This window comes from Subtercola endophyticus, from assembly GCF_021044565.1.
Taxonomy (GTDB): domain Bacteria; phylum Actinomycetota; class Actinomycetes; order Actinomycetales; family Microbacteriaceae; genus Subtercola; species Subtercola endophyticus.
Genome location: NZ_CP087997.1, coordinates 3,056,067 through 3,077,018 on the forward strand (window position 1 = coordinate 3,056,067; position 20,952 = coordinate 3,077,018).

The following is a 20,952-nucleotide window of genomic DNA, read 5'->3' on the forward strand; positions in this document are numbered from 1 at the left end:
CGACAACATGGAATTCACCGATATCACGTACGAGGTCGAGAACGGCCTCGCCTGGATCACCATCAACCGCCCGGAACGCTACAACTCGTTTCGCGCACGAACGGTCGACGAGCTCATCCACGCCTTCAAACTCGCGTGGAGCAGTGACGAAGTCGGAGCGATTACGCTCACCGGGGCGGGCGAAAAGGCGTTCTGCACCGGCGGCGATCAGAAGCAGCGAGCCGAGACGGGCGACTACGGCCCGTCAGAATCCGGACTGTTCGAGGTGGAGTCGTTGCACCGCGTCATTCGTGACGTGCCGAAGCCGGTCATCGCGGCGGTGAACGGCTTCGCCATCGGCGGCGGCCACGTTCTGCACATGCTCTGCGACCTGACGATCGCGTCTGACAACGCCATCTTCGGCCAGAACGGCCCGCGCGTCGGCTCGTTCGACGCAGGGTTCGGCACCGGGTACATGGCCCGCATCATCGGCGAGAAGCGCGCCCGCGAGATCTGGTTTCTCTGCCGCAAGTATTCGGCAGAGCAGGCCGAGGCCTGGGGCCTCATCAACAAGGTCGTCGCGCCCGATCAGCTGAAGGCCGAAGTGCGGCAGTGGGCCGATGAGATCTTGAACCTGTCGCCGACGTCTCTGAAGGTGCTCAAGCAGTCTTTCAACACCGACACCGAACACTTCGCGGGTATCGGGCAGATGGCGTATTCGAGTCTTCGCCTGTTCGGAGAATCGCCCGAGGCCCTGGAAGGCATCACCGCTTTCAACGAAAAGCGCGCCCCGAACTTCGCGCCCTACCGCGGAAATTGATCCGTCGAAGCGGATCTCGCTAAATGGTTGAATTAACGTTTGGTTAGTCCTAATCTAATGTACGACGGTTTTGTCTAGTTCGTCATAGAACGTGTAGAGCTTTCGAGAGCACCGCGCACAACAACCGCAATGAACGTAACGACCTGCAATGAAGGAGAGTCGATGAATGCTCTGAACGCACCACTCACGGTGTCGAGTTGGCCCGCCGAGGCGAGCAAGGGCGTGCGTGAGATAGCACTGCCCGGGTTGTTACGTGAAGCGGCGGCCGACGTGCCAGATCGTCTTGCCCTCGTCGACGGTGTCGCCGAGCCCTCCGCCCGCCGCCATTGGAGTTACGCGGAATTTCTCGCCGACACCGAAAAGGTCGCCCGCGGGCTCTTGCGTTCGTTCGAGCCCGGAGACCGCATAGCGATTTGGGCGCCGAACGCTGCGGAGTGGGTCATTCTGCAGCAGGCCATCGCGATGGCCGGCATGCTCGTCGTGGCGATCAACCCCGCCTACCGAGAGCACGAACTCGAGTACGTGCTCTCGCAGTCGGGCGCGGTGGGCATCTTCTTCGTCGACGAGTACCGCGGGTGCAATCTGCGCGAGATGATTCTCTCGGTCTCGCCGCACACCCCGGCTCTGCGCGAATTGATCAGCTTCACCGAGTGGAACGACTTTCGAGAGTCCGGCGACCCGGCGCAGGAGCTTCCGGCGGTGAAGCCCCTCGACCCCGTGCAGATTCAGTACACCTCGGGCACGACCGGCTTTCCGAAGGGCGCGCTGCTGCACCACAAGGGCATCGTCAACGAGGCGGCCTTCGTCGGCCAGCGGGCCGGAATGACCGATGGAGCGGTGTGCATCAATGGGATGCCGATGTACCACATCGGCGGCGGCGCGGTCACAGAGCTGGCGACCATCGCGGCTCATGGCACCTACGTCGTGATGCCTGCCTTCGATGCCGCGCTGACGCTCGAGCTCTTCGAGACCTATCGGGGCACCCATTCCCTCATGGTGCCGACGATGCTTCTGGCCGTTCTCGAGCATCCCGACAGCCAGACTCGAGATCTGTCGAGCATCCAGACCATCTTGTCGGGAGCGGCGACCGTTGCAGAGGCTCTGGTCTTGCGAGTGAATGAGCAACTCGGCTGTGACTTCAGCATTCTCTTCGGTCAGACCGAGATGCACGGCGTCATCAGTCAGACCAGAATCAGCGACTCGCCGGCCGACCAGGCGACCACGGTCGGGCAGCCGCTGCCCGAGCTCGAGGTGAAGATCGTCGACCTCGAGACCGGCGACGTGATGCCGCTCGGTGAGCAAGGCGAGATTCTCTGTCGGGGCTACCAGAACATGCTCGGGTACTACAACATGCCCGACGAAACCGCGGCGACCATCGAAGCAGATGGGTGGCTGCACATGGGCGACCTCGGCACCATGGACGAGCGGGGATTCATCAAGATCACGGGGCGCGTGAAAGACATGATCATCCGTGGCGGCATGAACCTCTACCCGCGCGAAATCGAAGAACTGCTGTTCTCGCACCCCGACATCGCCGAGGTTGTGGTGGTGGGTATACCCGACGAGAAGTGGGGCGAACAGGCCGGTGCGATCATCCGGCTGAAGGCGGGCGCAACGCCGCCGTCGCCCGCCGAGCTCAAGTCGTGGTGCCGCGAGCGCATCTCTGCGCACAAGACGCCCGCACACTGGTTCTTCACGGAGGCCTACCCGATGACACCGTCGGGCAAGGTTCAGAAGTTCGTACTGCTCGAGCGCATCACGGCGGGCGAGCTGGTTGCTGTCGAGGTGCCGCTGGCGGTCGCGCAGCACTGACCGTCGGCCAGCGTCGACGGCGCACGTTGCTCAGCGGTTCGGCGAATTGATTCTCTGCCACTGCTCGGCGACGTCTGCCGCCCAGCTCGCGCGCAGCGCCTGAAGGTGACGCGCAGTGCGTCGGCCGACCCAGTCGGGCAGCAGGGCCTCGGGGAGTTGCGGGTCGGAGAAGGGAAAGCGCTGCAGCTCGCTCAGTATACGAATGTGCGTGAAGAGCTGATCGTCTCCCGGCTGCGGATTCGGGTCGCGAAACTCTTCGAGCACGGCCTCGTAGTCTTCGGCTACCGCGTCGAGATCCCAGCCGCGCCGCACAATGTCGGGCTCGGTGAGGCCCACAGAATCGGCCGTACCGAGAAACGACATCGTCTCTTCTGTCAGGCCGAGCCGGTCGATCACGGCGGCCACCTGATCGCGGCGCTCGGTGTGCGGGCTGAGCCAGACTCCGGCAGAGGGATTGCCGAAGCCGGCCCACTCCAGATCGCTGTACAGGCGCTTCCGGTTGGCGCGCAGAGCCTGAGGCACGGTCACCAGCAGAACGAGCCAGCGGCCGTCCCACGAGTCGAACGGGTCGCTCAACGACGCGACGCGGCGCGAGCCCTCGGCGAAGGTCTGCACCAGCGAGGGACTGAGGGTCCAGCTCACTTCACGGCCGTGCCGGTGCGCCTGGATCCAGCCCGAATCCGAGCCGCGCACGATGGCCTGCCGCGCCGTGCGCTCCTCGATTCCGACACCGTTCATGGCATAGAGCAAGGCCGACGTGCGGGCGGGCTCGCCGCTGTGCCAGACGAGTTCGCCGAGAATGGTCAACAACAGAGACCGTGCACTACCGCGGGTCAGATCGGCGTGGCCGCCCTTGCGCTCACGCGGTGCGGTCGCCGTCGCCGGCGTCTCCGCTGATGTCGCCGCGTCTGGTGTCGCCGCGTCTGGTGTCGCCGCCGCCGATGTCGCTGCTGCCGCCGTCATGCGCCACCTCTCTGCCGAATGTCGGCTCGAGGGCCGCTTCATCCATTCTGCACGAGAGATAAAGCGCTACTGGCCCTCCGGTCGCAGACCCGCCCCGACGAGGTGGTTCAACTGCAAGATGACCGAGACAGGTCGATGCTCGTGCGTGTCGAGGTGGCCGTCACAGTCCGCGCAGTGCGGTGCGCCGGCAGATTGCGCCGCGACGAGCTGCCGCTCCGTGTCGACGTCGGCGATGGCTTTCGACAGAGTGCCCAGATGCTCGTCGCGCGCGATCAGCGCCGCACCCAGGGCGCCGGCGATCTGCGGATCGTCGAGCACTTCGATCGGCTGCCGAAGCGCCTCTGAGAGAAACTTGATGAGCGCGGGATTCTTCGCCACTCCGCCGGTCATCACGACCGGACTCGCCTTACCCACCTGGGCGATCAGACCGAGCGTGCGCCCGGCCACCGCTCGATGCACGGAGGCCGAGATGTCGGCCTTATCGGCCCCCTGAGCGAGCAACGAGATGACTTCCGTCTCGGCGAACGTCGCGCACATGCTGCTCACCTCGAGGTCTGTGCTGCCGTCGAGCGCGAGTTGCGCCACCTCGGGCAGGTCGACCTCGAGCGCACGGCTGAGCACATCGAAGAACCGCCCCGTGCCGCTCGCGCACCGGTCGTTCAGCGCAAATCGGTCGACCAGGCCTTCGTCGTCGACCGCGATGGCTTTGCTGTCTTGGCCGCCGATGTCGATGACGAGGCGTACCCCGGGCGACAATGCCGCAGCGCCCCGAGCGTGACAGGTGATCTCGGTGAACATCTTGTCGGCGCCCGGCACCAAGCGGCGGCCGTAACCGGTGCTGATCGTTCGAACGATGTCTTCGGGCCGAAGCTGCGCTTCAGCGAGCACCGCCTCCATCGCGACGCGCACGCCCTCACGGCTCACGGCACCCATCTGCACGACGCGCGACGACACCATGTCGCCGGCGCTGTTCACGATGACAGCCTTGGCTGTCGTCGACCCGAGATCGACTCCCATCACGAACCATTCAGCCGCATTGCTCTCCGCCATGATCGCTTCTCCTAGACCTTCGCCCGCTGCTGGTCGATCGACTCGAGCATGGCGACCAGGCCGCTCTCCAGCGACTCGTCTTTGTAGAACGCGGCGTCGGCGACGTCGCCCTCGAACGAGAACGACTTGATACCGCGGTCGCGCTCGGCCGTTCTGGCGAGAATGTGCTGCGGATTCGTCATGGCGCGGCACGTACGGGTGGAGTGGAACGCGATGCCGTCGATGGCGTATTCATCGCACCGCTTCAGCAGGAGCTCCTCCATGATCTTCAGCCCGTGGTTGATGGGGCAGATGAGGTAGTGCTGAGCCATGCCGAGCAGCGGCCGGTCGAGGTCGATCAGCTGGGGCTCTTGCCAGAACGAGTCGTGGGTGTACCGGCCCGCCACCACGGCGACGTCGAACTCGGCGAACTTGCGGGTGAGAAAGCCGAGCTTGTTCCAGTTCATGATGCCGTCGAAGTAGACCCGATAGCGCTCGTTCTGCACCGCAGAGATGTTGTTGACGATGCGCTGCTGAATCTCGTCTTTCACCGCCTGAAAGTAGTCCACGAGCAGCTGGTTCGCCGGCAAGAAGTTGATGGGCGCGATGCTCGCCACCCAGTCCCAGTACGTGGCGGGGGTCGGCGCCGCGGCGCACAGCGCCATCGCCTCCAGCCGCAGTTCGGAGGCCCGCTTGATGTACGACATGTTTTCGCTCAGCGCGTCCCAGTCGAACGGCTTCTTGGTCTGGTACTCGATGAACTCGATCAGCTTCTTGAGCTGCTCTTCGACGTAGAGCGGCGTCTTCTCCCACTCGGTACCGCGCAGGTATCCGGAATCTTTCTTGTTGCCCCAGATCATGGGAAGCGACACGTTGAAGATCGGAAAGTCTTTGCCGAACACGCGGTACGTCATCGCGTCCCACTGCTGACCGGTGCTGCAACCGGCGTAGGCGTTCACGAAGAAGTCGGGAGACGGGAGCTTCGAGGCGAGTTGGTCCTGATCGACCATGCCCACGATTCCGGACTGCTTCTCGGTGATGCCCTTCTGCGTCATCACGGCGCAGCCCAGGTGGGTACGGGCGTAGGAACACAGCTCGGCGATGTAGCCGTACTCCTCGCCGGCCTGCTGCGCAGGGCCCTCCAAGTGCATGGCCGCGAGGCGAGCGGAAAACGCTTCGCCGTGGCACCACTCCAGGCCGGCGGCCTGGAAGATCGGGTTGAGCGCGGTGCCGTTGTACCAGACCACGTGCTTGCCGCGCTCTTTGGCGGTGAAGATGTTGTCCCAGTACTCGGCCACCATCTTGCCGCCGAGGCTTGTGCTCTTCAGCCGGTTCGATTTGTCGACCACCTCGAGCGTGCGTGTTCGGGTGGGCGAGAGGTCGAGCGACTGCTTCGTCGAAAGCGAGAGATCGAGTGTCATGTCGTGATCCTTAATGATCGGTGTCGCTGCAGGGTCAGGCGAGGGTCGGAACCTTGAGCTTCTGGCGCCGAATCCGTTCTACGAACGTCTCGACCCGGGTTCTGATCGATTCCGCAGCCAACCCCTCGTGCTCTGTCTCAATCAGCAGAACAGGAATGTCACGGGCATCCAGAACCTTGCGCAGCTCGGGGTAGTAGAGCATCAGCGGCTCGCAGAACTTGGCCATCAGCGTGATGACCCCGTCTGCACCGCTGTCGTCGAGACTGTCGACGAGATAGCTGTCCCAGTCGACGTTGCGCTGAACCCGGGTTCCGCACGGGGCGGAGACGTTGCGGTCTAGATACCAGGTGGCGAGAGCATCGAACGGATCGCCGTCTTCGGGAACGTCGGTCGAGATGTACCGCGTGCCGTGATAGAGATCGTCGTTGACGACGAGCACGCCGCACTCTTCGATGAGGTCGAGAAGTTCGGGCCGGGGCGGCGCGCAGAAGTGCCCCGAGAGGTGCAGGCGCACCAGCGAGTCCGGCGGCTCGCTCGGCAGCTCGAGTCCACTGAGAATGCTCTCGAGCAGCTCCGTGTGTTCGGTGATCTCCATCACCATGCTCGACTTCACGAGCACCTGCAGCTGGCGAGCAGAGACTCGCAGCCGCCCGGTCTTGCGAAGCTCGTAGAAGCGCCTGAGCAGGTGCCGGTTCACGTTGAATGCGCGGATGCTCGCCCGCAGCGCTTCGGGAGTCACCGTCACTCCGACGATCTCTTCGACCTCGACTCGCAGCGAGGCGACCTTGTCTCTGACCTGGGCGCCGCTCCACGGGTCGTCCATCGAACTGATGAACTGAGCGAAGTGCATCGGCTTCTCGGGCTTCGCCCACCGGATCACGTCGGCGGCACCGAGCAGCTGAACGCAGTGGTCGGCGAGAACGAAGGCGTCGAACACGTCGAGTTCACCGACCGCCGCCTGATCGGCGACACTGCGGGTATAGCTGCAGTAGAACTCGGGCAGCAGGCTGCGACCTTCGGTGATCGGGGTGCGGCTCTCTTGCACGATGACGGGCAGTGCGCCCGTGGCGTGCACGATCTCCGAGGGAAAGTTCATCGGAAACGACCCGACGACCGGGCGGCCGGTGCGGCGCTTCCACTCGACCGCGTAGCCCACGGGATCGGCGGCGACCGTCTCGAGCACCGAGAAGGCGACCGACTCAAGTTCGTGCATCGATCTGCCCCTCATCGTCGTTGAATATCGCGCGCTATCGCACGTCAACTATGATTGTTGACGGAAGAACATAAGTCAATGACGGGAAGTAAGTTTCTTGTTCTGTCGACTATTAATCTGCTGGATGCGACAAGGAACCCGCCCATGACCCCGACCGTCGAAGCCGCCACCGCCGTGCCACAGTGGTTCACGACTGCCATCGAAACGATTCCCACCACCGGCGAAGTCGGGGTGCGCGACGCACGAATCCGCTACCGCTCCTGGGGCACGGCAGGCAAGCGCAACGTCGTACTCGTGCACGGCGGAGCGGCACATTCGCGCTGGTGGGATCACATTGCCCCCTTGCTCGCCACCGAGAACAGAGTCGTCGCACTCGATCTCTCGGGTCACGGCGAGAGCGACCACCGCGCCACGTACGACGTGCCGACCTGGGTGGCCGAGGTCGTCGCCGTCGCCGAAGCAAACGGGTTCGAACCCGGGTACACCGTCGTCGGGCACAGCTTGGGCGGGCTGGTCACTCTCGAGGTCGCCAAGCTGGCATCTTCACCGGTACACGAGGCGATCGTCATCGATTCGCCCGTCGGCGTCTTCGGCTCGAAGGTTCCTGTCGAAGCGCGCGGCCTGTCAGAGGTGAAGAGAAAGTTCTACCCGAGCGCGGCTGAGACGATCGCCCGCTTCCGGCCCGTGCCGCCGCAGGAGTCGCTCACCTTCGTCTCCGACTACATCGCCGCAGCCTCCGTGGTCGAAACCCCCGAGGGCTGGAGCTGGAAGTTCGACAGCACCATTCTCGCCGGCGATCACCTCACCGCCGCGCAATTCACCACGATGGATGCCCGGCTCGCCTACTTTCGTGCGGAGTACGGCGTCGTGAGTTCGTCGGTACGGGCCATCGTCGAGCGAGCGGGAGCCAGCTTCGTGGAGCTGCCGCAGGCGGGTCACGCGCCCATGCTCGACCAACCGCTGGCGCTGGTCACGGGCATCCGCACCGCCTTTGCGGCGTGGGACGCCGAGAAGGCGCGAGCGGCCGTCGCTGCCTGCGAGTGAGCCTCAGCTCGCCGAGATTCCGCCGTTCACGCTGATCGCCTGCCCGGTGATCTTGGCCGCGGCCGGCCCGCCCAGAAAGACGACGAGCGCCGCGAGATCTTCGGCCTCTGCCACGCCCAGGTGGGCGAGCTTCGCCGCCTTCTCGAAGAGCGCCTTGCTGAATCCGTCGGTGAGCACACGCTCGGCCGTCGCGGTGCCGGCGATGAGCGAGGGGGTCACCGCATTGACGCGCACGCCGTTGCGCTTGGCCTCGATGGCCACCGTTCGCGCGAACATCACGATCGCGGCCATGGCCGCGCCCAGCACCGATTCACCCGGTGTCGCAACCTTCGCCGCATCGGAGGCCACCAGCACGATGCTGCCGCCGCCCTGCTCCTGCATGATCGGCAGCACCGTACGCGTCAGATACATGGGCGGCAGCGCTTGAGCGGTCAGGATGCGCGCGATATCGCTCGGGTCGATGCGGTGCAACAGCTCGGGCCGGTATTGAGCCGTGACCGAGCTCAGCAGCACGTCGATGGAGCCGAGGGCGGTGTGCGCCTTCTCGACCGCCCGCGAGACCTGGTCGAGATCGTCGACATCGAGCGGAACGAACTCGATGGTGGCGTCGGGGCAGCGCTCACGCAGGCGATCCCGGGCCGAAAGCCCGCGCTCCGGCGAACGCGACAGTAGGGCGAGGCGCGTCACGCCGGCGTCGAGGAATCCCGTTGCCGAGGCGAAACCGACACCACTCGAGCCCCCCGCTATGACGACGGCAGCTTCTTTGTACGTGCGGACTACGGGCATCGGTTCTCTCTTCTCGAAACGGCGACACTGTCGGGCGAGCAAAGGTCTGCGTTTTTGGCCTGACCTTTTTGTATATTCTACCAATAGGAGATAATAGACCTGTCGCGCACCGTCGCGCGCCAGACCGTCGTTTGTGGGACACGCACACATGCTCGATTTCAGCTTCTCTGAAGACCACGAGGAATTTCAGAAGACTCTCTCTACCTTCGCCCGAAGGGAGCTGCTGCCCGGCTACACCGCGCGTTCCGCGAGTTCGGAATTCCCCTTTGCACTGCTGAAGAAGATCGGCGATCTCGGCGTGCTCGGCATCGGGCTGCCCGAACGATTCGGGGGCACCGGAGAAGACGATCCCGTGCTGCTCGGCATCGCTTCGGAGGCTCTGGCCTACGGCGACGTGAACCTCGCCTCGGCTCCCATTCAGGTGGGTCTGGTGGGGGCACAGCTGCTGCACGGCACCGAAGAGGTTCAGCAGCGCTACCTGCCGCCGGTGATCGCCGGCGAAGAGAATCTCGCGATCGCGCTGACCGAGCCGGAGTCGGGCTCTGACGCGAGCGCGCTTCGAACGACGGCCAGGCGGGTTGCCGGCGGCTGGCTGCTCAACGGCGAGAAGACGGCCATCAGCTGGGCCATGAGCGCTTCGGCCGCCCTCATCTACGCCAGAGAAGAGGGTACGACCAGATCGAGCGGAGTGAGCTGTTTCGTCGTCGACCTGGCCTCTGAGGGCGTGGCCGTTCGGCACATGATCGGCATGGGCTGTCTTCCGCTGGGCTGGGGCTCGATCACGCTCGACGGCGTCTTCGTGCCCGACAGTCACCTGATCGGCGAGGAGGGGCGCGGGTTTCAGGTGGCCATGAATCACTTCGACTTCAGCCGTGCCGCCATCGGCCTGATGTGTCTGGGTGCAGCAGAGCAGAGCCTCGAAGAAGCCGCCCTCTATGCGACCCAGCGCAGCACTTTCGGCAAGCCGATCTCGGAATACCAGGGCGTCTCGTTTCCGCTCGCCGAACAAGCGACGTACATCGAGGGTGCACGGTGGGTCTGCTACCGCGCGCTGTGGTTGAGGCAGCAAGACCGCCCGCACACCTCGCTCGCCTCGATGAGCAAATGGTGGGCTCCGGTGGTCGCGAAAGACGCCATCGAGGCCTCGATGAAGATCCACGGCAACCTCGGGTATTCGGCCGAGTTTCCCTTGCAGCAGCGCTTTCGCGACGTGATGGCTTACCTCGTGGCCGACGGCACGGCCGAGATTCAGAAGGGCATCATCTCCAAAGAGATTCTGGCCAGAAAGACGGTGTCGCTGTGACCGGGCCTCTGCCCGAACCGAAGTCGCTCGCCGAAAGCGGCGCATTGGTGGTCGGTGGGTCGGCGGGCATCGGCTACGCCTCTGCCGAAAAGCTCGCCCTGGGCGGTGTGCGCCGAATCGTGATCGTCGCTCGCAACGTCGAGCGCGGTGAAGAGGCCCGGGCGCGCCTGGCCCAGACCGGCGCGACGGTGCACTTCGTTCAGGGCGACGCCACCAGCGCCGCTGAGGCCGCCCGCATCACCCGCGAGGCCGAGGCATTGCTCGGCGGCATCGACATTCTGGTGGTGTCGACCGTGGCCGAGAATAGACCCGACCTGTTCCGCGATATTCCGACCGAATCTATCGGCGGCATTCTGCACGAGATGTTGCTGCCTCCCATGCAGCTGGTGAGCGAGGTCATGCCCTACATGGTCGAGCGGCGCGGCGGGGTGATCATCACGGTCGCCTCCGACGCCGGCAAGACGGCGACGCCCGGCGAGACGATCATCGGCGCCTGTAAGGCTGCCATCATCATGTTCACCCGTACGATCGCCATCGAAGCAAAACGCAATGGCATTCGGGCGAACGTGCTGACCCCGTCGCTCGTGCACGGCACAGCATCCACCGCTCGCATCACCGGCGACGGATTCAGCGCGAAACTCTTCGCCAAAGCAGCAGAACAGGCGCACCTGGGCGTACCCGACGCGAACGATCTGGGCGATCTGGTGGTCTTTCTGGCCAGCCCCGCGGCCCGGCGGCTTACCGGTCAGGCGATCAGCGTGAACGGCGGAATCAGCGCGGCGTGACCTCGGCTTCGTCGACGACAGGTGGTTGGTCGCGCCCGGTGTACCACGCCGGCAGCAACTGCAGCAGATGCTCGAGCAGTTCGTCGGCGGTGGCCTCGAAGTCGCTTTCGAGCCACTCGTCGAGAAACCCGACGACGGCACTCGAGATGAGGCTCGCAGCCAGATGAGGCCGAATCGACGTCGGCAGATTCGGATGCCCGGCGATCCACGGCTCGATGTCGGCCGCCATCGCCCGAACCGCGTTGGTATGAACCTCGCGCGAAAGGGGAAGCGCCAGCACGGCGACGTAGAACGTACGGTGTTCGATGTAGTGCCGGATCAGCCGCTCATACGACTCCCGCACGATCGAGGCCGGCTCGAAGTCCGGCGCCGCAGCGAGGCGCCGATTGATGTCACGCAAATGCTCGTATGCCCGCTCGACGACCTGCAAGGCCAGATCGTCGAAGCTCGAGAAGTGGGTATAGAACGATGTCTTCGAGATACCGGCCTGCCGAACGATGTCGGCCACCGAGATGCTCTCTGGAGACTGCGCGATGAGCAGCTCGACCGCGCTGAAGATCTTCGCCCGAGTGCGGTAGACCCGAGGGTCGCGCGACGCTTCGTGCGTGCGCCTGACACTCTCGATGGTCGTCGGTTCAGAGGAACTCACCTCTAGAGCCTAGGGCGTGCGGGCATACAGACCTGGAGGGCACCGACTGGAGAGCACCGATTGGAGGGCACCGGCTGGAGGGCACCGAGCGGTGAACAACCACCCGGTGCCCTCGCATGATCAGAACGAGGTGATGACGACTCGCGCCACAGACGGATCTTTCAGCATTTCGTAACCCTCGACGACCTGGTCGAGGGAGATCTCGCGTGACACGAGACCGTCGAGCTGAATCTTGCCGGCGAGATACATGTCGACATACGTCGGCACGTCGTGTCGCAGCGTTCCAGAGCCCATGTAGATGCCTGTGATGGTCTTCTGGCCTTGCAGCAGATCGTAACCGTCGACCGTCATCGTCTGGCCAGGCGTCACTCCGATCACATAGAGGCCGCCACCCTTGGCCAGCATCGCCACGCCCTGCTCTTGAACTGCGCCGATGCCCACGAAATCGAAGACGTAATCGACGCCGCCCGGCACGATCTGCTTCACCGCCTCGACCGCGTCGACCGAGCGGGAATCGATCACATGGGTGGCACCGAACCGTGTCGCCTTCTCGAGCTTCTCTGCTGCGACATCGATGACGATGATCGGTGAGGCACCCGCCACGACAGCGCCGTTGATGGCGTGCAGACCCACGCCCCCTGCGCCGACGATCACAACGCTCTGGCCGGGCTGCACATCAGCGGTATTCAAGACGGCACCCGTGCCGGTGAGGCCGCCGCAGCCCAGAAGCGCGGCCTGCGGAAAGGGCATCTCAGCGGCGATCTTCACGAGCTGGTTGGAGTGCACAAGCGCCTGCTGAGCGAACGCACCGAGGCCGAAGCCCTGGGTGACATCGGCGCCCTCGCGCTTGAGTCGCGGCGGCTGCTCGGGCGTGCGCACGGTCGCCTCCGGGTGCAGACACTGAAAGCTGCGACCGGCCAGACAGTTGTTGCACCGACCGCAGTACTGAATCAACGAGCCGACCACGTGATCTCCCACCGCGAAATCGGTCACGTCGGGGCCGATTTTCGTGACAACACCCGCCAATTCGTGACCGAACACGGCGGGCACCGGGTAACCGAGGTCGTAGTTCGCCACGCTCATGTCGCTGTGGCAGAGCCCAGAGGCCTTCACCTCGACCAGCACCTCCAGCCCGATCGGATCGTCGATCGTGATCTCTTCTGTGTGGAATCCGCCACCGAAGGTGTCGACGACAACTGCTTTCATGATGTTCCCTCTCCGTTGAGTGCATTTCTTGAACCACCGTACACAATGTTATGAACTAGTGTTCACAACACCCTTGGCACGGCGAAGCTCGCGGCCTACACTTTCGAACAACATCGCCCGGGCATCGGAGCTCGGGCGCTGATTGGAGAGAACACGATGTCTATTGAAACTCCCACCCTCGATCTGTTCGAGCCGCAACACGTCTCGCGAGAAGAGCTGCAGCGCATCCTCTCGCTTCAGCGCCGCTCGTTCCTCGCCGAGGGCGCCGTGAGTGCCGAGGTGCGCAAAGACCGGGTGAGCCGAATGGCCCTGGCCATCCTCGAGAACATCGACGAGATCGCCGCGGCCCTCAGCCAGGACTACGGCTTTCGGCCGCCTGAGCTCACGAAGGCGTTCGAGGCCACTTCGTGGGTGCCCGACGTGCAGGCGACTCTCGCCTCACTCGACGAGTGGATGAAGCCCATCGACATTCCGGGCGGATTCGTGCAGCAGAAGCCGAAGGGCGTAGTTGGCGTCATCGGTGCCTGGAATTTTCCGATCATCCTCGCCTTCGAACCGGCCATGGCCGCTCTGGCTGCAGGAAACCGGGTCATGCTGAATTTCTCGGAGTTCCACGTGCGCACCGGCCGCCTTCTCTCCGACATCTTCAGCGAACGCTTCGACGAATCGGAATTCGCCCTCATCACGGGCGACTTGGCCACCGCGAGGGCATTCGCCGAACTGCAGCTGGATCACCTGTTCTTCACCGGCTCTCCCACCGTCGGCAGCCTGGTGGCGCAGGCCGCCGCGAAGAATCTCGTTCCGGTGACGCTCGAGCTCGGCGGCAAGAATCCCATCATCGTCGCTCCGAATGCAGACCTGGAACTCGCCGCGCACCGCATCGCCGGCACGAGAGCCCTCAACAGCGGGCAGATCTGCCTCTGCCCCGACTTCGTGTTCGTTCCGGCCGACCGCAAAGACGAGCTGATCGCCGCGCTCCGCACCGAATTCGAGGCCCTGTTCCCCGACTTTCTCGAAAACCCCGGCGTCGTCGCCATCGTGAACGAGCGCAATTTCGACCGCGTGGTGGGGTTGGTCGACGACGCCGTCGCGAAGGGGGCGACGAAGATCGTCATCGCTCCCGAGAACGAACTCGACTCCCTGCCCGATCGCGCGACCCGGCGCATCGCCCCGACCCTGTTACTCGACGTGCCCGAAACGGCGACCATCGCCGACGAAGAGATCTTCGGCCCGATTCTGCCGATCTACGTGTATACCGATCTCGAAGAGGTCATCTCGTACTTGCAGGCTCGGCCGACACCGCTCGGCTCGTACTGGTACGGCAAAGACGATGCTGACTTCCGCACCTTCCTCGACAGAACGAACAGCGGCGGAGTCACTCTCAACGACGGCATCGTGCACGCCTTTCTACCCGAAGCGCCCTTCGGCGGATCCGGTAATTCCGGCTCCGGCTCGTACCACGGAAAGAACGGCTTCGACACCTTCACCCACAAGCGCACCGTGGCCAATGTGACCCAAGAGCGCGGTATTGCAGACGGGTTGATCGGCCGCGCGCTGCTCGACGACCAGTTCCAGGCCGTCATCGGCCAAGTCGTCTCCGACTCCGCCGACGCCTTCCGGGTGTACCTGAAGTAGGCGCAGCGCGTTCACGGTGCCGAGCGGGAGCCGAATCCCGGCCCCTGAGCGGCACCGTGAGCGTCAGTGAGTTTCGAGAAGTAGACGCCCTTCTTCTCGGCACTCGGCTCGATGAACAGCGCCTCGGCCTCGACGCAGACGACCTCGGGAGCAGAAGCCACCACAATGGTGCCCTTCACGACCGTCTTGCGCCCCGACGTCGACACGATGTGCGAGCGAAACACGAGTTCGACCTCGAGCGGCAGCGCAGAAAGATAGGTGACGTTGAGGTAGGCGGTCATTCCCCACCGGTCGGCCTGTGTCGCCGCCTGAGCCAGAACAGAGTCGAGTATCAACGCGGAGACTCCCCCGTGCAGATGCGCGGGCGGCCCCTCGAAACGGCGGTCGAGAATCGCGCGCGCCACGACGCCGCTGCTGGTGTGTTCGAAGACGATGGGCGGGGAGGCCGGGCTGCCGAGCCCCGTAACGGGGTTGAAATAGCGGATGCCCCGGGCCATGTCGTCGACCGAGGGAACCTCCCAGATCGACCGCCTCTTCGCCCCGACGATCGCAGTGATCTCGCGGGCCAGCGCGGCGGCGCGGTCGAGTTGCCCAGAATCGACGTCGGTTGCGGCGAGCGCTGCCCCGACCTCGCGCAGAGCACTGCCGAGCGCCGCCAGCGATGCCCGGTTCTGCTCGAAGGCCGACGATGGACTGCTGCTCACGTTCTCTGGTGGATCTTCTGCCACGATCATCCCCTTCTTTGGACTTCACACTACAATGGTCAGACCAAATGATGAGCACCTGATCGACGATGGAGAGATCATGACCGACACCCTTGTTCGCACCGATCGGCCGGATCCGGGCATCGCCGTCGTCGTTCTCGACAGCCCCGCGACGCGCAATGCGCTGAGCGACGCACTCGTCGACCAGCTGCTTGCGGCCCTCGAGGCGGCCCGCGACGACAACGAGGTGCGGGTGGTCGTCATCCGTTCGTCGCACGACCGCGTTTTCTCGGCCGGCGGAGACCTCAAGGCCTTCGCCGACGATCGACCCGTCACCGAGAAATACGAAGGGCTCGGCCGCTTTCCCCGTCTCTTCACCCTTCTCGGCTCGCTCGGCAAACCGGTGATCTGTGCGGCGAACGGCGACGTTCTCGCCGGCGCCTTCGGCCTGGCGCTGGCCTGCGACCTCGTCATCGCGAAGGAGTCAGCGAAATTCGGCTGCCCCGAGATCAATGTCGGAGTTTTTCCCTTCATGATCTCGGCGCTGATCTACCGCAACATCGACCGCATGAAGGCGAACGAATTGATGATGATCGGAGACCTCGTCACCGCGGCCGAGGGTCGCGAGATCGGCTTCGTCAACCGGGTCGTGCCCGATGCCGACTTCGACGACGAAGTGCTCGCCTGGGCCCGACGCATCGCGGCCAAGTCTCCTCTTCTCATGCGACTGGGTAAAGAGGCCATCGATGTCACCCGCGATCTGCCTCTCGCAGAGGCTCTGAAGATTCTGCAGTCTCAACTGGCCGACGCCTTCGGAACGGCCGACATGAGAGAAGGGGTCGCCGCGTTCCGCGAAAAACGCAGCCCCGTCTGGGTGATGCGCTGAGGCCGATGCGCCGAGGTCGATGGGCCGAGGTCGCGTGCGCACGACCGGCGAAGGTCCAGACTCGTGAGAGCCTGGAGTCATGCCCGCAGAACCCGTCGACGAATGGGCCGGGCACAAAAAGGGCAGTTCCGCCTACCGCCGGCTGCTCGCGGCGCTCTTCTTCGCCGGCATCGCGACCTTCGCGCAGCTGTACTCGCCTCAGTCGGCCCTGCCGCAGATCTCCGCTGACCTTCACATCGGTGCGGCATCCGCTTCGCTGGTGATCTCGGCGGCGACCATCGGGCTGGCGATCGGCGTGATTCCGTGGTCGGTGGCCGCCGATCGGTTCGGGCGGCTGAAGTCGATGTCGTTCGCCGTCATCGCCGCATCCGCTTTCGGCCTGCTCGTGCCGTTCGCGCCCACGGTCGAGTTGTTGCTGGCCGGCCGGTTTCTCGAGGGAATGATGGTGGGCGGGGTGCCCGCGATCGCAATCGCCTACCTGAGCGAAGAGATTCATCCCGGGCACGCTGCTCGTGCTGCCGGCACGTATGTGGCCGGCACGACCATCGGGGGGCTGCTCGGCCGACTTGTCGCCGGGCCGCTCGCCGAACTGTTCAGCTGGCGCCTCGGGGTGTTCACCGTTGCCGTGCTCTGCACGGTCTCAGCCATCGTGTTCATCAGACTCGCCCCCGCCGCTCGTGGTTTCGTGCCGCCGGCGTTGCGGCATGCCCCGACCTCGCTATCGCTCTGGCAACGACTCGGGGCGAACCTCCGCTCGCCCCGGCAGCTCGTGCTGTACGCGCAGGCCTTTCTGCTCATGGGTGGATTCGTGGCCCTGTACAACTATCTCGGCTTTCGCCTCGCCGCCGCACCCTTCTGGCTGCCACCCGCCGTGGTGAGCCTGGTCTTCGTGGCCTATCTGGCCGGCACCTGGTCGGCTCCGCAGGCGGGCGCTCTGGCCGCTCGCCTCGGCCGCTGGCCCGTGCTGCTGATGTCGATCGGGGTCATGGTGGTGGGCGTGGCGCTCACTCTCACGCCGGTGCTTGCCGTGGTGTTGGCCGGGCTGGTTCTCGCGACAGCCGGGTTCTTCGCCGCCCACGCAACCGCCTCCGGATGGACGGCAGCAGCCGCACCCGTCGGCCGGGCTCAGGCATCCTCTCTCTACAACCTCGCCTACTACGCCGGCTCGAGTCTCTTCGGCTGGCTCGGCGGCGTCTTCTTCGACGCGGCCGGATGGGGCGCCACGGCCGCCATGATCGGCGGCCTCGCTCTCGCCGCCGGATTGCTCGCGCTGTTCGCGCTGCGCGGCCGTGCGTCCGGCGCCCTTACGGCCTCCGTGCGTTCGAACGAGCGGGGGTAGCGCCTCGTCCGTCGGCGTCGAGCACACCTGCGCTCAGGGCGACGTTCGCACGAAGATGCAGAACGGATGCCCGGCCGGGTCTGCATACACATAAAGCGGTTCTTCGGCATCCGTCGACCGGTCTTGCAGCACGCGTGCGCCGAGGCCCACGGCTCTCACGTGCTGTTCGGCCAGCTCGGCAGGCGTATCGACCGCGAAGTCGAGGTGCATCATCTGCGGCCTCGGGCCCTCAGGCCAGGTCGGTTCTGGCAGGTACGCGACCTGCTGAAAGGCGTAGCGCCAGCTGCTCGCCGGGTCGAGCAGCGTGACCCAGTCGCCGCCGTTCACGTCGGGTGATGAGTCGGTCGGCGGCTCGTCTCCCGCTCGGTAGCGCAGCCCCAGCAGCTCGCGGTAGAACTCCGCCAGCCCCCGGGCGTCTTCGGTGTCGATGACGACCTGGCGAATGTCGGGCGTCAGCCTCTTCGATGTGACCATGCTCCATTCTGCTGCGGCCAACAGCGGCTGCGGCGCCACGGCCAATCCGGCGGTCCGCCGCCGGTGGAGCCTATCGGTCGATTTGGAGGCGTTCTATCGGTCGATTTGGAGGCAAACTATCGGTCGATTTGGAGGCGCACGTGACGATCTACGAAGCCACCCGCTGAGCCGCTACGGGATCCGCCGTGCAGACCGAGGCGCACAGGCCGCCCCAGGTGTCGTTCGCCGCGGCGACCGCCTCGTCTTCGGTGTCGAACGGGAATAGTGTTGTGATCGAGGGGGCGGTGTTGCTGTCTCGATTGATCTGACCGCGGCCGGAGGTCTCATGAGTACTCTTTCGTCTGACATCAAGACGCTCAGCCACGAGGCGTACACGTTTCTGTACTCCTTGGTGACGATGGAAGTCACGCGCTTGCAGAGCACGAACGTCGCCGAGCGCACGGGGGCGGCGAAGGGGCCAGCGAACACGTTCGTGCACATTCGGGAGTTCCCGAGCGCGGATTTCCGGTCAGTCGTGCGCCCGAACTTCGACACGCTCTACTCGAGCGGGTGGCTCGATCTGACCAACGGCCCGCAGATCGTGCACGCACCCGGCACGAATGACCGGTACTACATGCTGCCCATGCTCGACATGTGGACCGACGTTTTCGCCAATCCCGGCAAACGTACCACCGGTACAGCTGCCGCCGATTTTCTCGTCGCGGGCCCGGGCTGGGCCGGCGAGGTGCCCGATGGCATGACGCTGATCCAGGCTCCGACACCGCACGTCTGGATCATCGGGCGCACACAGACCAACGGTCCCGGTGACTACACTGCGGTGCACGCGGTGCAAGACGGGCTCACCATTCGGGCTCTGGATCCTGCGAGCGTCGTCGAGCCGACCGTCGATCCGAGCGTGGATATGACAACGGAGCCGCTGAAACTCGTCAACAGTCTCAGCGCCGTCGAGTTCTTCGGCTGGGCCGCGAAAATTCTTGCCGTGAACCCCCCACACGCGACGGACTTCTCCGTGATGGCACGCATCGCCCGCCTCGGAATCGTACCTGGCCAACCATTCGACGCCAGCGGTTTCAGCGCCGACCAGCTCGCCGAATTCGAGGCTGGCGCAAAGGCGGCACAGCAGGAGTTCATGCTCACTCTGCCGAAACTCGGAACCCACGCGAACGGCTGGACGTCGTACCTGGACACGATGGGCGTGTATGGCAACTTCTACCTCAAGCGCTCCATCGTCACCCTTGTAGGGCTGGGCGCCAACCCGGTCGAAGACGCCATCTATCCTCTGCTGATCTCCGATTCCGACGGCAACAAACTTCTCGGCGAAAACAGTTACGTCATCCACTTCGACGTCAAAGACCTGCCGCCTGTTTTCGCATTCTGGTCGATCACTATGTACGACGAAGAGGGCTACCAGGTCGCGAACGAACTCGACCGGTTCGCGATCGGTGATCGAGACGCGCTCACCTACAACCCCGACGGGTCGCTCGACATCTACCTGCAGCACACCAACCCGGGTTCGAACCTCGAATCGAACTGGCTGCCAACATCAGAATCCGGCGCGCTCGGAATCACCATGCGACTGTACGGCCCGAAAGCAGAAGCCATCAGTGGCATCTGGACTCCACCCGTCGTCATGAAGACTTCGGCGTGATCCTGCGCTACGACGCGTCGAGGCGGGAGGCTGCAGCACCGCGATGGCGCTGCGGGGCCACTCGCTCAGACCGTGCCTGTGCGTTTCGCAAGAAGTAGGCGAGCGGATGCCCTGTCAGGCCTGTTTGCTAACGTCGACGCTATGCCACAGACCACCACACCGCCCTTCCGCGCCGACGCGGTGGGCAGCTACCTTCGCACAGACGCCGTGCACGAAGCCCGCGCCCGGCACGCCGCCGGCGAGATCGACGACGCGGCGCTCGCGGCCATCGAAGACCGCGACATCGTGGCCCTCATCGGCGAACAAGAGAAGCTCGGGCTCGAGGCGGTCACCGACGGTGAGTTCAGGCGCGCATACTGGCACTTCGACTTCTTCGCCGGCCTCGACGGCATCGAGCTCGGCGAAGGTTCGACGGGCATGGACTTCAAGGGTCAGGCCATCAAGCCCGTCGCGGTCGAGATCGTCGGCAAGCTCGGGTTTCCGGCCGAACATCCCATGCTCGCGCACTTCCATTTTCTGCAGGCTCACACCGAGCGCCTCGCCAAGATGACGATTCCCTCGCCGACCGTGCTGCACTTCCGGTTGGCGCACGACTCGTTGCTGACTCCGCTCTACCTCGACCGCGACTCGCTGTTCGAAGATCTCGCTGCCGCGTATCGGGGCGCCGTCGCCGCGTTCTACGCCGCAGGCTGTCGCTACCTGCAGTTCGATGACACCGCCTGGGCGTACCTGTGTTCAGAAGACGAGCTGGCGAAGGCGCGCGCACGCGGCCTCGACGTCGACAATATTCAGGCCGCCTACGTGAAGCTGATCAACGACTCGATTCGCGACAAGCCGGCCGACATGGTCATCACCACTCACGTCTGCCGCGGCAATTTCCGATCATCCTGGATCGCCTCGGGCGGCTACGAACCCGTCGCCGAGAACTTGCTGGCCAACTGCCACTACGACGGCTATTTTCTCGAGTACGACTCCGAGCGGGCCGGCGGCTTCGAGCCGCTGCGTTTTCTGCCGCACGGCGACAAGAGGGTTGTGCTCGGCCTGATCACGTCGAAGTCGGGTGAACTCGAAAACACCGACGCGGTCATCCGGCGCATCACGGAGGCGGCACAGTTCGCACCTCTCGAGCAGCTCGCGCTCAGTCCGCAGTGCGGATTCGCGTCGACCGAAGAGGGCAACGTGCTCACCGAGCAGCAGCAGTGGGCGAAGATGGGCGAGGTCATCGACATCGCCCACCGCGTGTGGAACTGATCGGG

At 64.6% G+C, this 20,952-nt stretch carries 20 protein-coding genes; 10 read left to right on the forward strand and 10 right to left on the reverse strand.

Going from position 1 to position 20,952, the window contains the following annotated elements; all coding sequences use genetic code 11:
• The first annotated feature begins 7 nt into the window (after positions 1 to 7).
• Positions 8 to 799, forward strand: coding sequence for an enoyl-CoA hydratase-related protein (locus tag LQ955_RS14150; protein ID WP_231025146.1), 792 nt, complete (start codon positions 8 to 10; stop codon positions 797 to 799).
• Between the two features lie 162 nt (positions 800 to 961).
• A complete protein-coding gene (locus LQ955_RS14155) occupies positions 962 to 2,611 on the forward strand; it encodes an AMP-binding protein (protein WP_231025147.1) in 1,650 nt (549 codons plus the stop codon).
• 30 nt (positions 2,612 to 2,641) lie between these two features.
• On the opposite strand, the gene LQ955_RS14160 is transcribed toward LQ955_RS14155, so the two are convergent.
• The 4 genes from LQ955_RS14160 to LQ955_RS14175 all read right to left on the reverse strand — a co-directional run bounded on the left by LQ955_RS14160 (position 2,642) and on the right by LQ955_RS14175 (position 7,237).
• Positions 2,642 to 3,574: a PaaX family transcriptional regulator gene (locus LQ955_RS14160; protein WP_231025148.1), complete on the reverse strand. Its 933-nt coding sequence runs from the start codon at positions 3,572 to 3,574 to the stop codon at positions 2,642 to 2,644.
• Positions 3,575 to 3,640: 66 nt separating this feature from the next.
• Positions 3,641 to 4,624, reverse strand: coding sequence for an acyl-CoA dehydratase activase (locus LQ955_RS14165; RefSeq protein WP_231025149.1), 984 nt, complete (start codon positions 4,622 to 4,624; stop codon positions 3,641 to 3,643).
• Positions 4,625 to 4,635: 11 nt separating this feature from the next.
• Entirely contained in the window at positions 4,636 to 6,024 is a 1,389-nt protein-coding gene (locus tag LQ955_RS14170) for a 2-hydroxyacyl-CoA dehydratase subunit D (RefSeq protein ID WP_231025150.1), read from the reverse strand.
• Between the two features lie 34 nt (positions 6,025 to 6,058).
• Positions 6,059 to 7,237 carry a 2-hydroxyacyl-CoA dehydratase subunit D gene (locus LQ955_RS14175; protein ID WP_231025151.1) on the reverse strand — a complete coding sequence of 393 codons (1,179 nt, stop codon included), beginning with the start codon at positions 7,235 to 7,237 and terminating at the stop codon, positions 6,059 to 6,061.
• A 78-nt stretch (positions 7,238 to 7,315) separates the two neighbouring features.
• On the opposite strand from LQ955_RS14175, the gene LQ955_RS14180 reads away from it, so the two are divergent.
• Entirely contained in the window at positions 7,316 to 8,281 is a 966-nt protein-coding gene (locus LQ955_RS14180; RefSeq protein ID WP_231025152.1) for an alpha/beta fold hydrolase, read from the forward strand.
• Positions 8,282 to 8,284: 3 nt separating this feature from the next.
• Here LQ955_RS14180 and LQ955_RS14185 read toward each other — a convergent pair whose 3' ends face one another.
• Positions 8,285 to 9,067: an SDR family NAD(P)-dependent oxidoreductase gene (locus LQ955_RS14185; protein ID WP_231025153.1), complete on the reverse strand. Its 783-nt coding sequence runs from the start codon at positions 9,065 to 9,067 to the stop codon at positions 8,285 to 8,287.
• A gap of 148 nt (positions 9,068 to 9,215) precedes the next feature.
• On the opposite strand from LQ955_RS14185, the gene LQ955_RS14190 reads away from it, so the two are divergent.
• Both LQ955_RS14190 and LQ955_RS14195 read left to right on the forward strand, forming a co-directional pair.
• Complete coding sequence (locus tag LQ955_RS14190) at positions 9,216 to 10,370, forward strand: acyl-CoA dehydrogenase family protein (RefSeq protein ID WP_231025154.1); 1,155 nt, start codon at positions 9,216 to 9,218, stop codon at positions 10,368 to 10,370.
• Positions 10,367 to 11,155 (forward strand): SDR family NAD(P)-dependent oxidoreductase, encoded by a 789-nt coding sequence (locus LQ955_RS14195; protein ID WP_231025155.1) that lies wholly within the window; start codon positions 10,367 to 10,369, stop codon positions 11,153 to 11,155. Before LQ955_RS14190 ends, LQ955_RS14195 begins: the two co-directional genes overlap by 4 nt.
• Here the strand turns inward: LQ955_RS14195 and LQ955_RS14200 are convergent.
• Both LQ955_RS14200 and LQ955_RS14205 read right to left on the reverse strand, forming a co-directional pair.
• Positions 11,142 to 11,804, reverse strand: a complete 663-nt coding sequence (locus LQ955_RS14200; RefSeq protein ID WP_231025156.1) for a TetR/AcrR family transcriptional regulator — start codon at positions 11,802 to 11,804, stop codon at positions 11,142 to 11,144. The genes LQ955_RS14195 and LQ955_RS14200 overlap by 14 nt on opposite strands.
• 120 nt (positions 11,805 to 11,924) lie before the next feature.
• Positions 11,925 to 13,010, reverse strand: a complete 1,086-nt coding sequence (locus LQ955_RS14205) for a zinc-binding dehydrogenase (RefSeq protein ID WP_231025157.1) — start codon at positions 13,008 to 13,010, stop codon at positions 11,925 to 11,927.
• Between the two features lie 156 nt (positions 13,011 to 13,166).
• Here LQ955_RS14205 and LQ955_RS14210 point away from each other — a divergent pair, with 156 nt between their 5' ends.
• A complete protein-coding gene (locus LQ955_RS14210) occupies positions 13,167 to 14,645 on the forward strand; it encodes an aldehyde dehydrogenase family protein (protein ID WP_231025158.1) in 1,479 nt (492 codons plus the stop codon).
• Positions 14,646 to 14,656: 11 nt separating this feature from the next.
• Here LQ955_RS14210 and LQ955_RS14215 read toward each other — a convergent pair whose 3' ends face one another.
• On the reverse strand, positions 14,657 to 15,373 hold the full coding sequence (locus LQ955_RS14215; protein WP_231025159.1) for a PaaI family thioesterase: 717 nt from the start codon (positions 15,371 to 15,373) through the stop codon (positions 14,657 to 14,659).
• A gap of 76 nt (positions 15,374 to 15,449) precedes the next feature.
• On the opposite strand from LQ955_RS14215, the gene LQ955_RS14220 reads away from it, so the two are divergent.
• Positions 15,450 to 16,235, forward strand: coding sequence for an enoyl-CoA hydratase/isomerase family protein (locus tag LQ955_RS14220; protein WP_231025160.1), 786 nt, complete (start codon positions 15,450 to 15,452; stop codon positions 16,233 to 16,235).
• A gap of 79 nt (positions 16,236 to 16,314) precedes the next feature.
• On the forward strand, positions 16,315 to 17,574 hold the full coding sequence (locus tag LQ955_RS14225; protein WP_231025161.1) for an MFS transporter: 1,260 nt from the start codon (positions 16,315 to 16,317) through the stop codon (positions 17,572 to 17,574).
• Positions 17,575 to 17,607: 33 nt separating this feature from the next.
• On the opposite strand, the gene LQ955_RS14230 is transcribed toward LQ955_RS14225, so the two are convergent.
• Positions 17,608 to 18,048, reverse strand: coding sequence for a VOC family protein (locus LQ955_RS14230; RefSeq protein WP_231025162.1), 441 nt, complete (start codon positions 18,046 to 18,048; stop codon positions 17,608 to 17,610).
• Positions 18,049 to 18,196: 148 nt separating this feature from the next.
• Positions 18,197 to 18,412: an aldehyde dehydrogenase family protein gene (locus LQ955_RS14235; RefSeq protein ID WP_231025163.1), complete on the reverse strand. Its 216-nt coding sequence runs from the start codon at positions 18,410 to 18,412 to the stop codon at positions 18,197 to 18,199.
• Here LQ955_RS14235 and LQ955_RS14240 point away from each other — a divergent pair.
• A complete protein-coding gene (locus LQ955_RS14240) occupies positions 18,374 to 19,696 on the forward strand; it encodes a DUF1254 domain-containing protein (RefSeq protein ID WP_231025164.1) in 1,323 nt (440 codons plus the stop codon). The two genes, LQ955_RS14235 and LQ955_RS14240, sit on opposite strands and share 39 nt — an antisense overlap.
• Positions 19,697 to 19,837: 141 nt before the next feature.
• The gene (locus LQ955_RS14245) at positions 19,838 to 20,947 is read left to right on the forward strand and encodes a 5-methyltetrahydropteroyltriglutamate--homocysteine S-methyltransferase (protein WP_231025165.1); all 1,110 of its coding nucleotides are present in this window, start codon (positions 19,838 to 19,840) and stop codon (positions 20,945 to 20,947) included.
• Positions 20,948 to 20,952 lie beyond the last annotated feature (5 nt).

Bases quoted from the DNA above. Each gene is read 5' to 3' on its own strand.
- LQ955_RS14150 (WP_231025146.1), top strand. From the start codon at position 8: ATGGAATTCACCGATATCACGTACGAGGTCGAGAACGGCCTCGCCTGG.
- LQ955_RS14155 (WP_231025147.1), top strand. From the start codon at position 962: ATGAATGCTCTGAACGCACCACTCACGGTGTCGAGTTGGCCCGCCGAG.
- LQ955_RS14160 (WP_231025148.1), bottom strand. From the start codon at position 3,574: ATGACGGCGGCAGCAGCGACATCGGCGGCGGCGACACCAGACGCGGCG.
- LQ955_RS14165 (WP_231025149.1), bottom strand. From the start codon at position 4,624: ATGGCGGAGAGCAATGCGGCTGAATGGTTCGTGATGGGAGTCGATCTC.
- LQ955_RS14170 (WP_231025150.1), bottom strand. From the start codon at position 6,024: ATGACACTCGATCTCTCGCTTTCGACGAAGCAGTCGCTCGACCTCTCG.
- LQ955_RS14175 (WP_231025151.1), bottom strand. From the start codon at position 7,237: ATGCACGAACTTGAGTCGGTCGCCTTCTCGGTGCTCGAGACGGTCGCC.
- LQ955_RS14180 (WP_231025152.1), top strand. From the start codon at position 7,316: ATGACGGGAAGTAAGTTTCTTGTTCTGTCGACTATTAATCTGCTGGAT.
- LQ955_RS14185 (WP_231025153.1), bottom strand. From the start codon at position 9,067: ATGCCCGTAGTCCGCACGTACAAAGAAGCTGCCGTCGTCATAGCGGGG.
- LQ955_RS14190 (WP_231025154.1), top strand. From the start codon at position 9,216: ATGCTCGATTTCAGCTTCTCTGAAGACCACGAGGAATTTCAGAAGACT.
- LQ955_RS14205 (WP_231025157.1), bottom strand. From the start codon at position 13,010: ATGAAAGCAGTTGTCGTCGACACCTTCGGTGGCGGATTCCACACAGAA.
- LQ955_RS14210 (WP_231025158.1), top strand. From the start codon at position 13,167: ATGTCTATTGAAACTCCCACCCTCGATCTGTTCGAGCCGCAACACGTC.
- LQ955_RS14220 (WP_231025160.1), top strand. From the start codon at position 15,450: ATGACCGACACCCTTGTTCGCACCGATCGGCCGGATCCGGGCATCGCC.
- LQ955_RS14225 (WP_231025161.1), top strand. From the start codon at position 16,315: ATGCCCGCAGAACCCGTCGACGAATGGGCCGGGCACAAAAAGGGCAGT.
- LQ955_RS14230 (WP_231025162.1), bottom strand. From the start codon at position 18,048: ATGGTCACATCGAAGAGGCTGACGCCCGACATTCGCCAGGTCGTCATC.
- LQ955_RS14240 (WP_231025164.1), top strand. From the start codon at position 18,374: ATGAGTACTCTTTCGTCTGACATCAAGACGCTCAGCCACGAGGCGTAC.
- LQ955_RS14245 (WP_231025165.1), top strand. From the start codon at position 19,838: ATGCCACAGACCACCACACCGCCCTTCCGCGCCGACGCGGTGGGCAGC.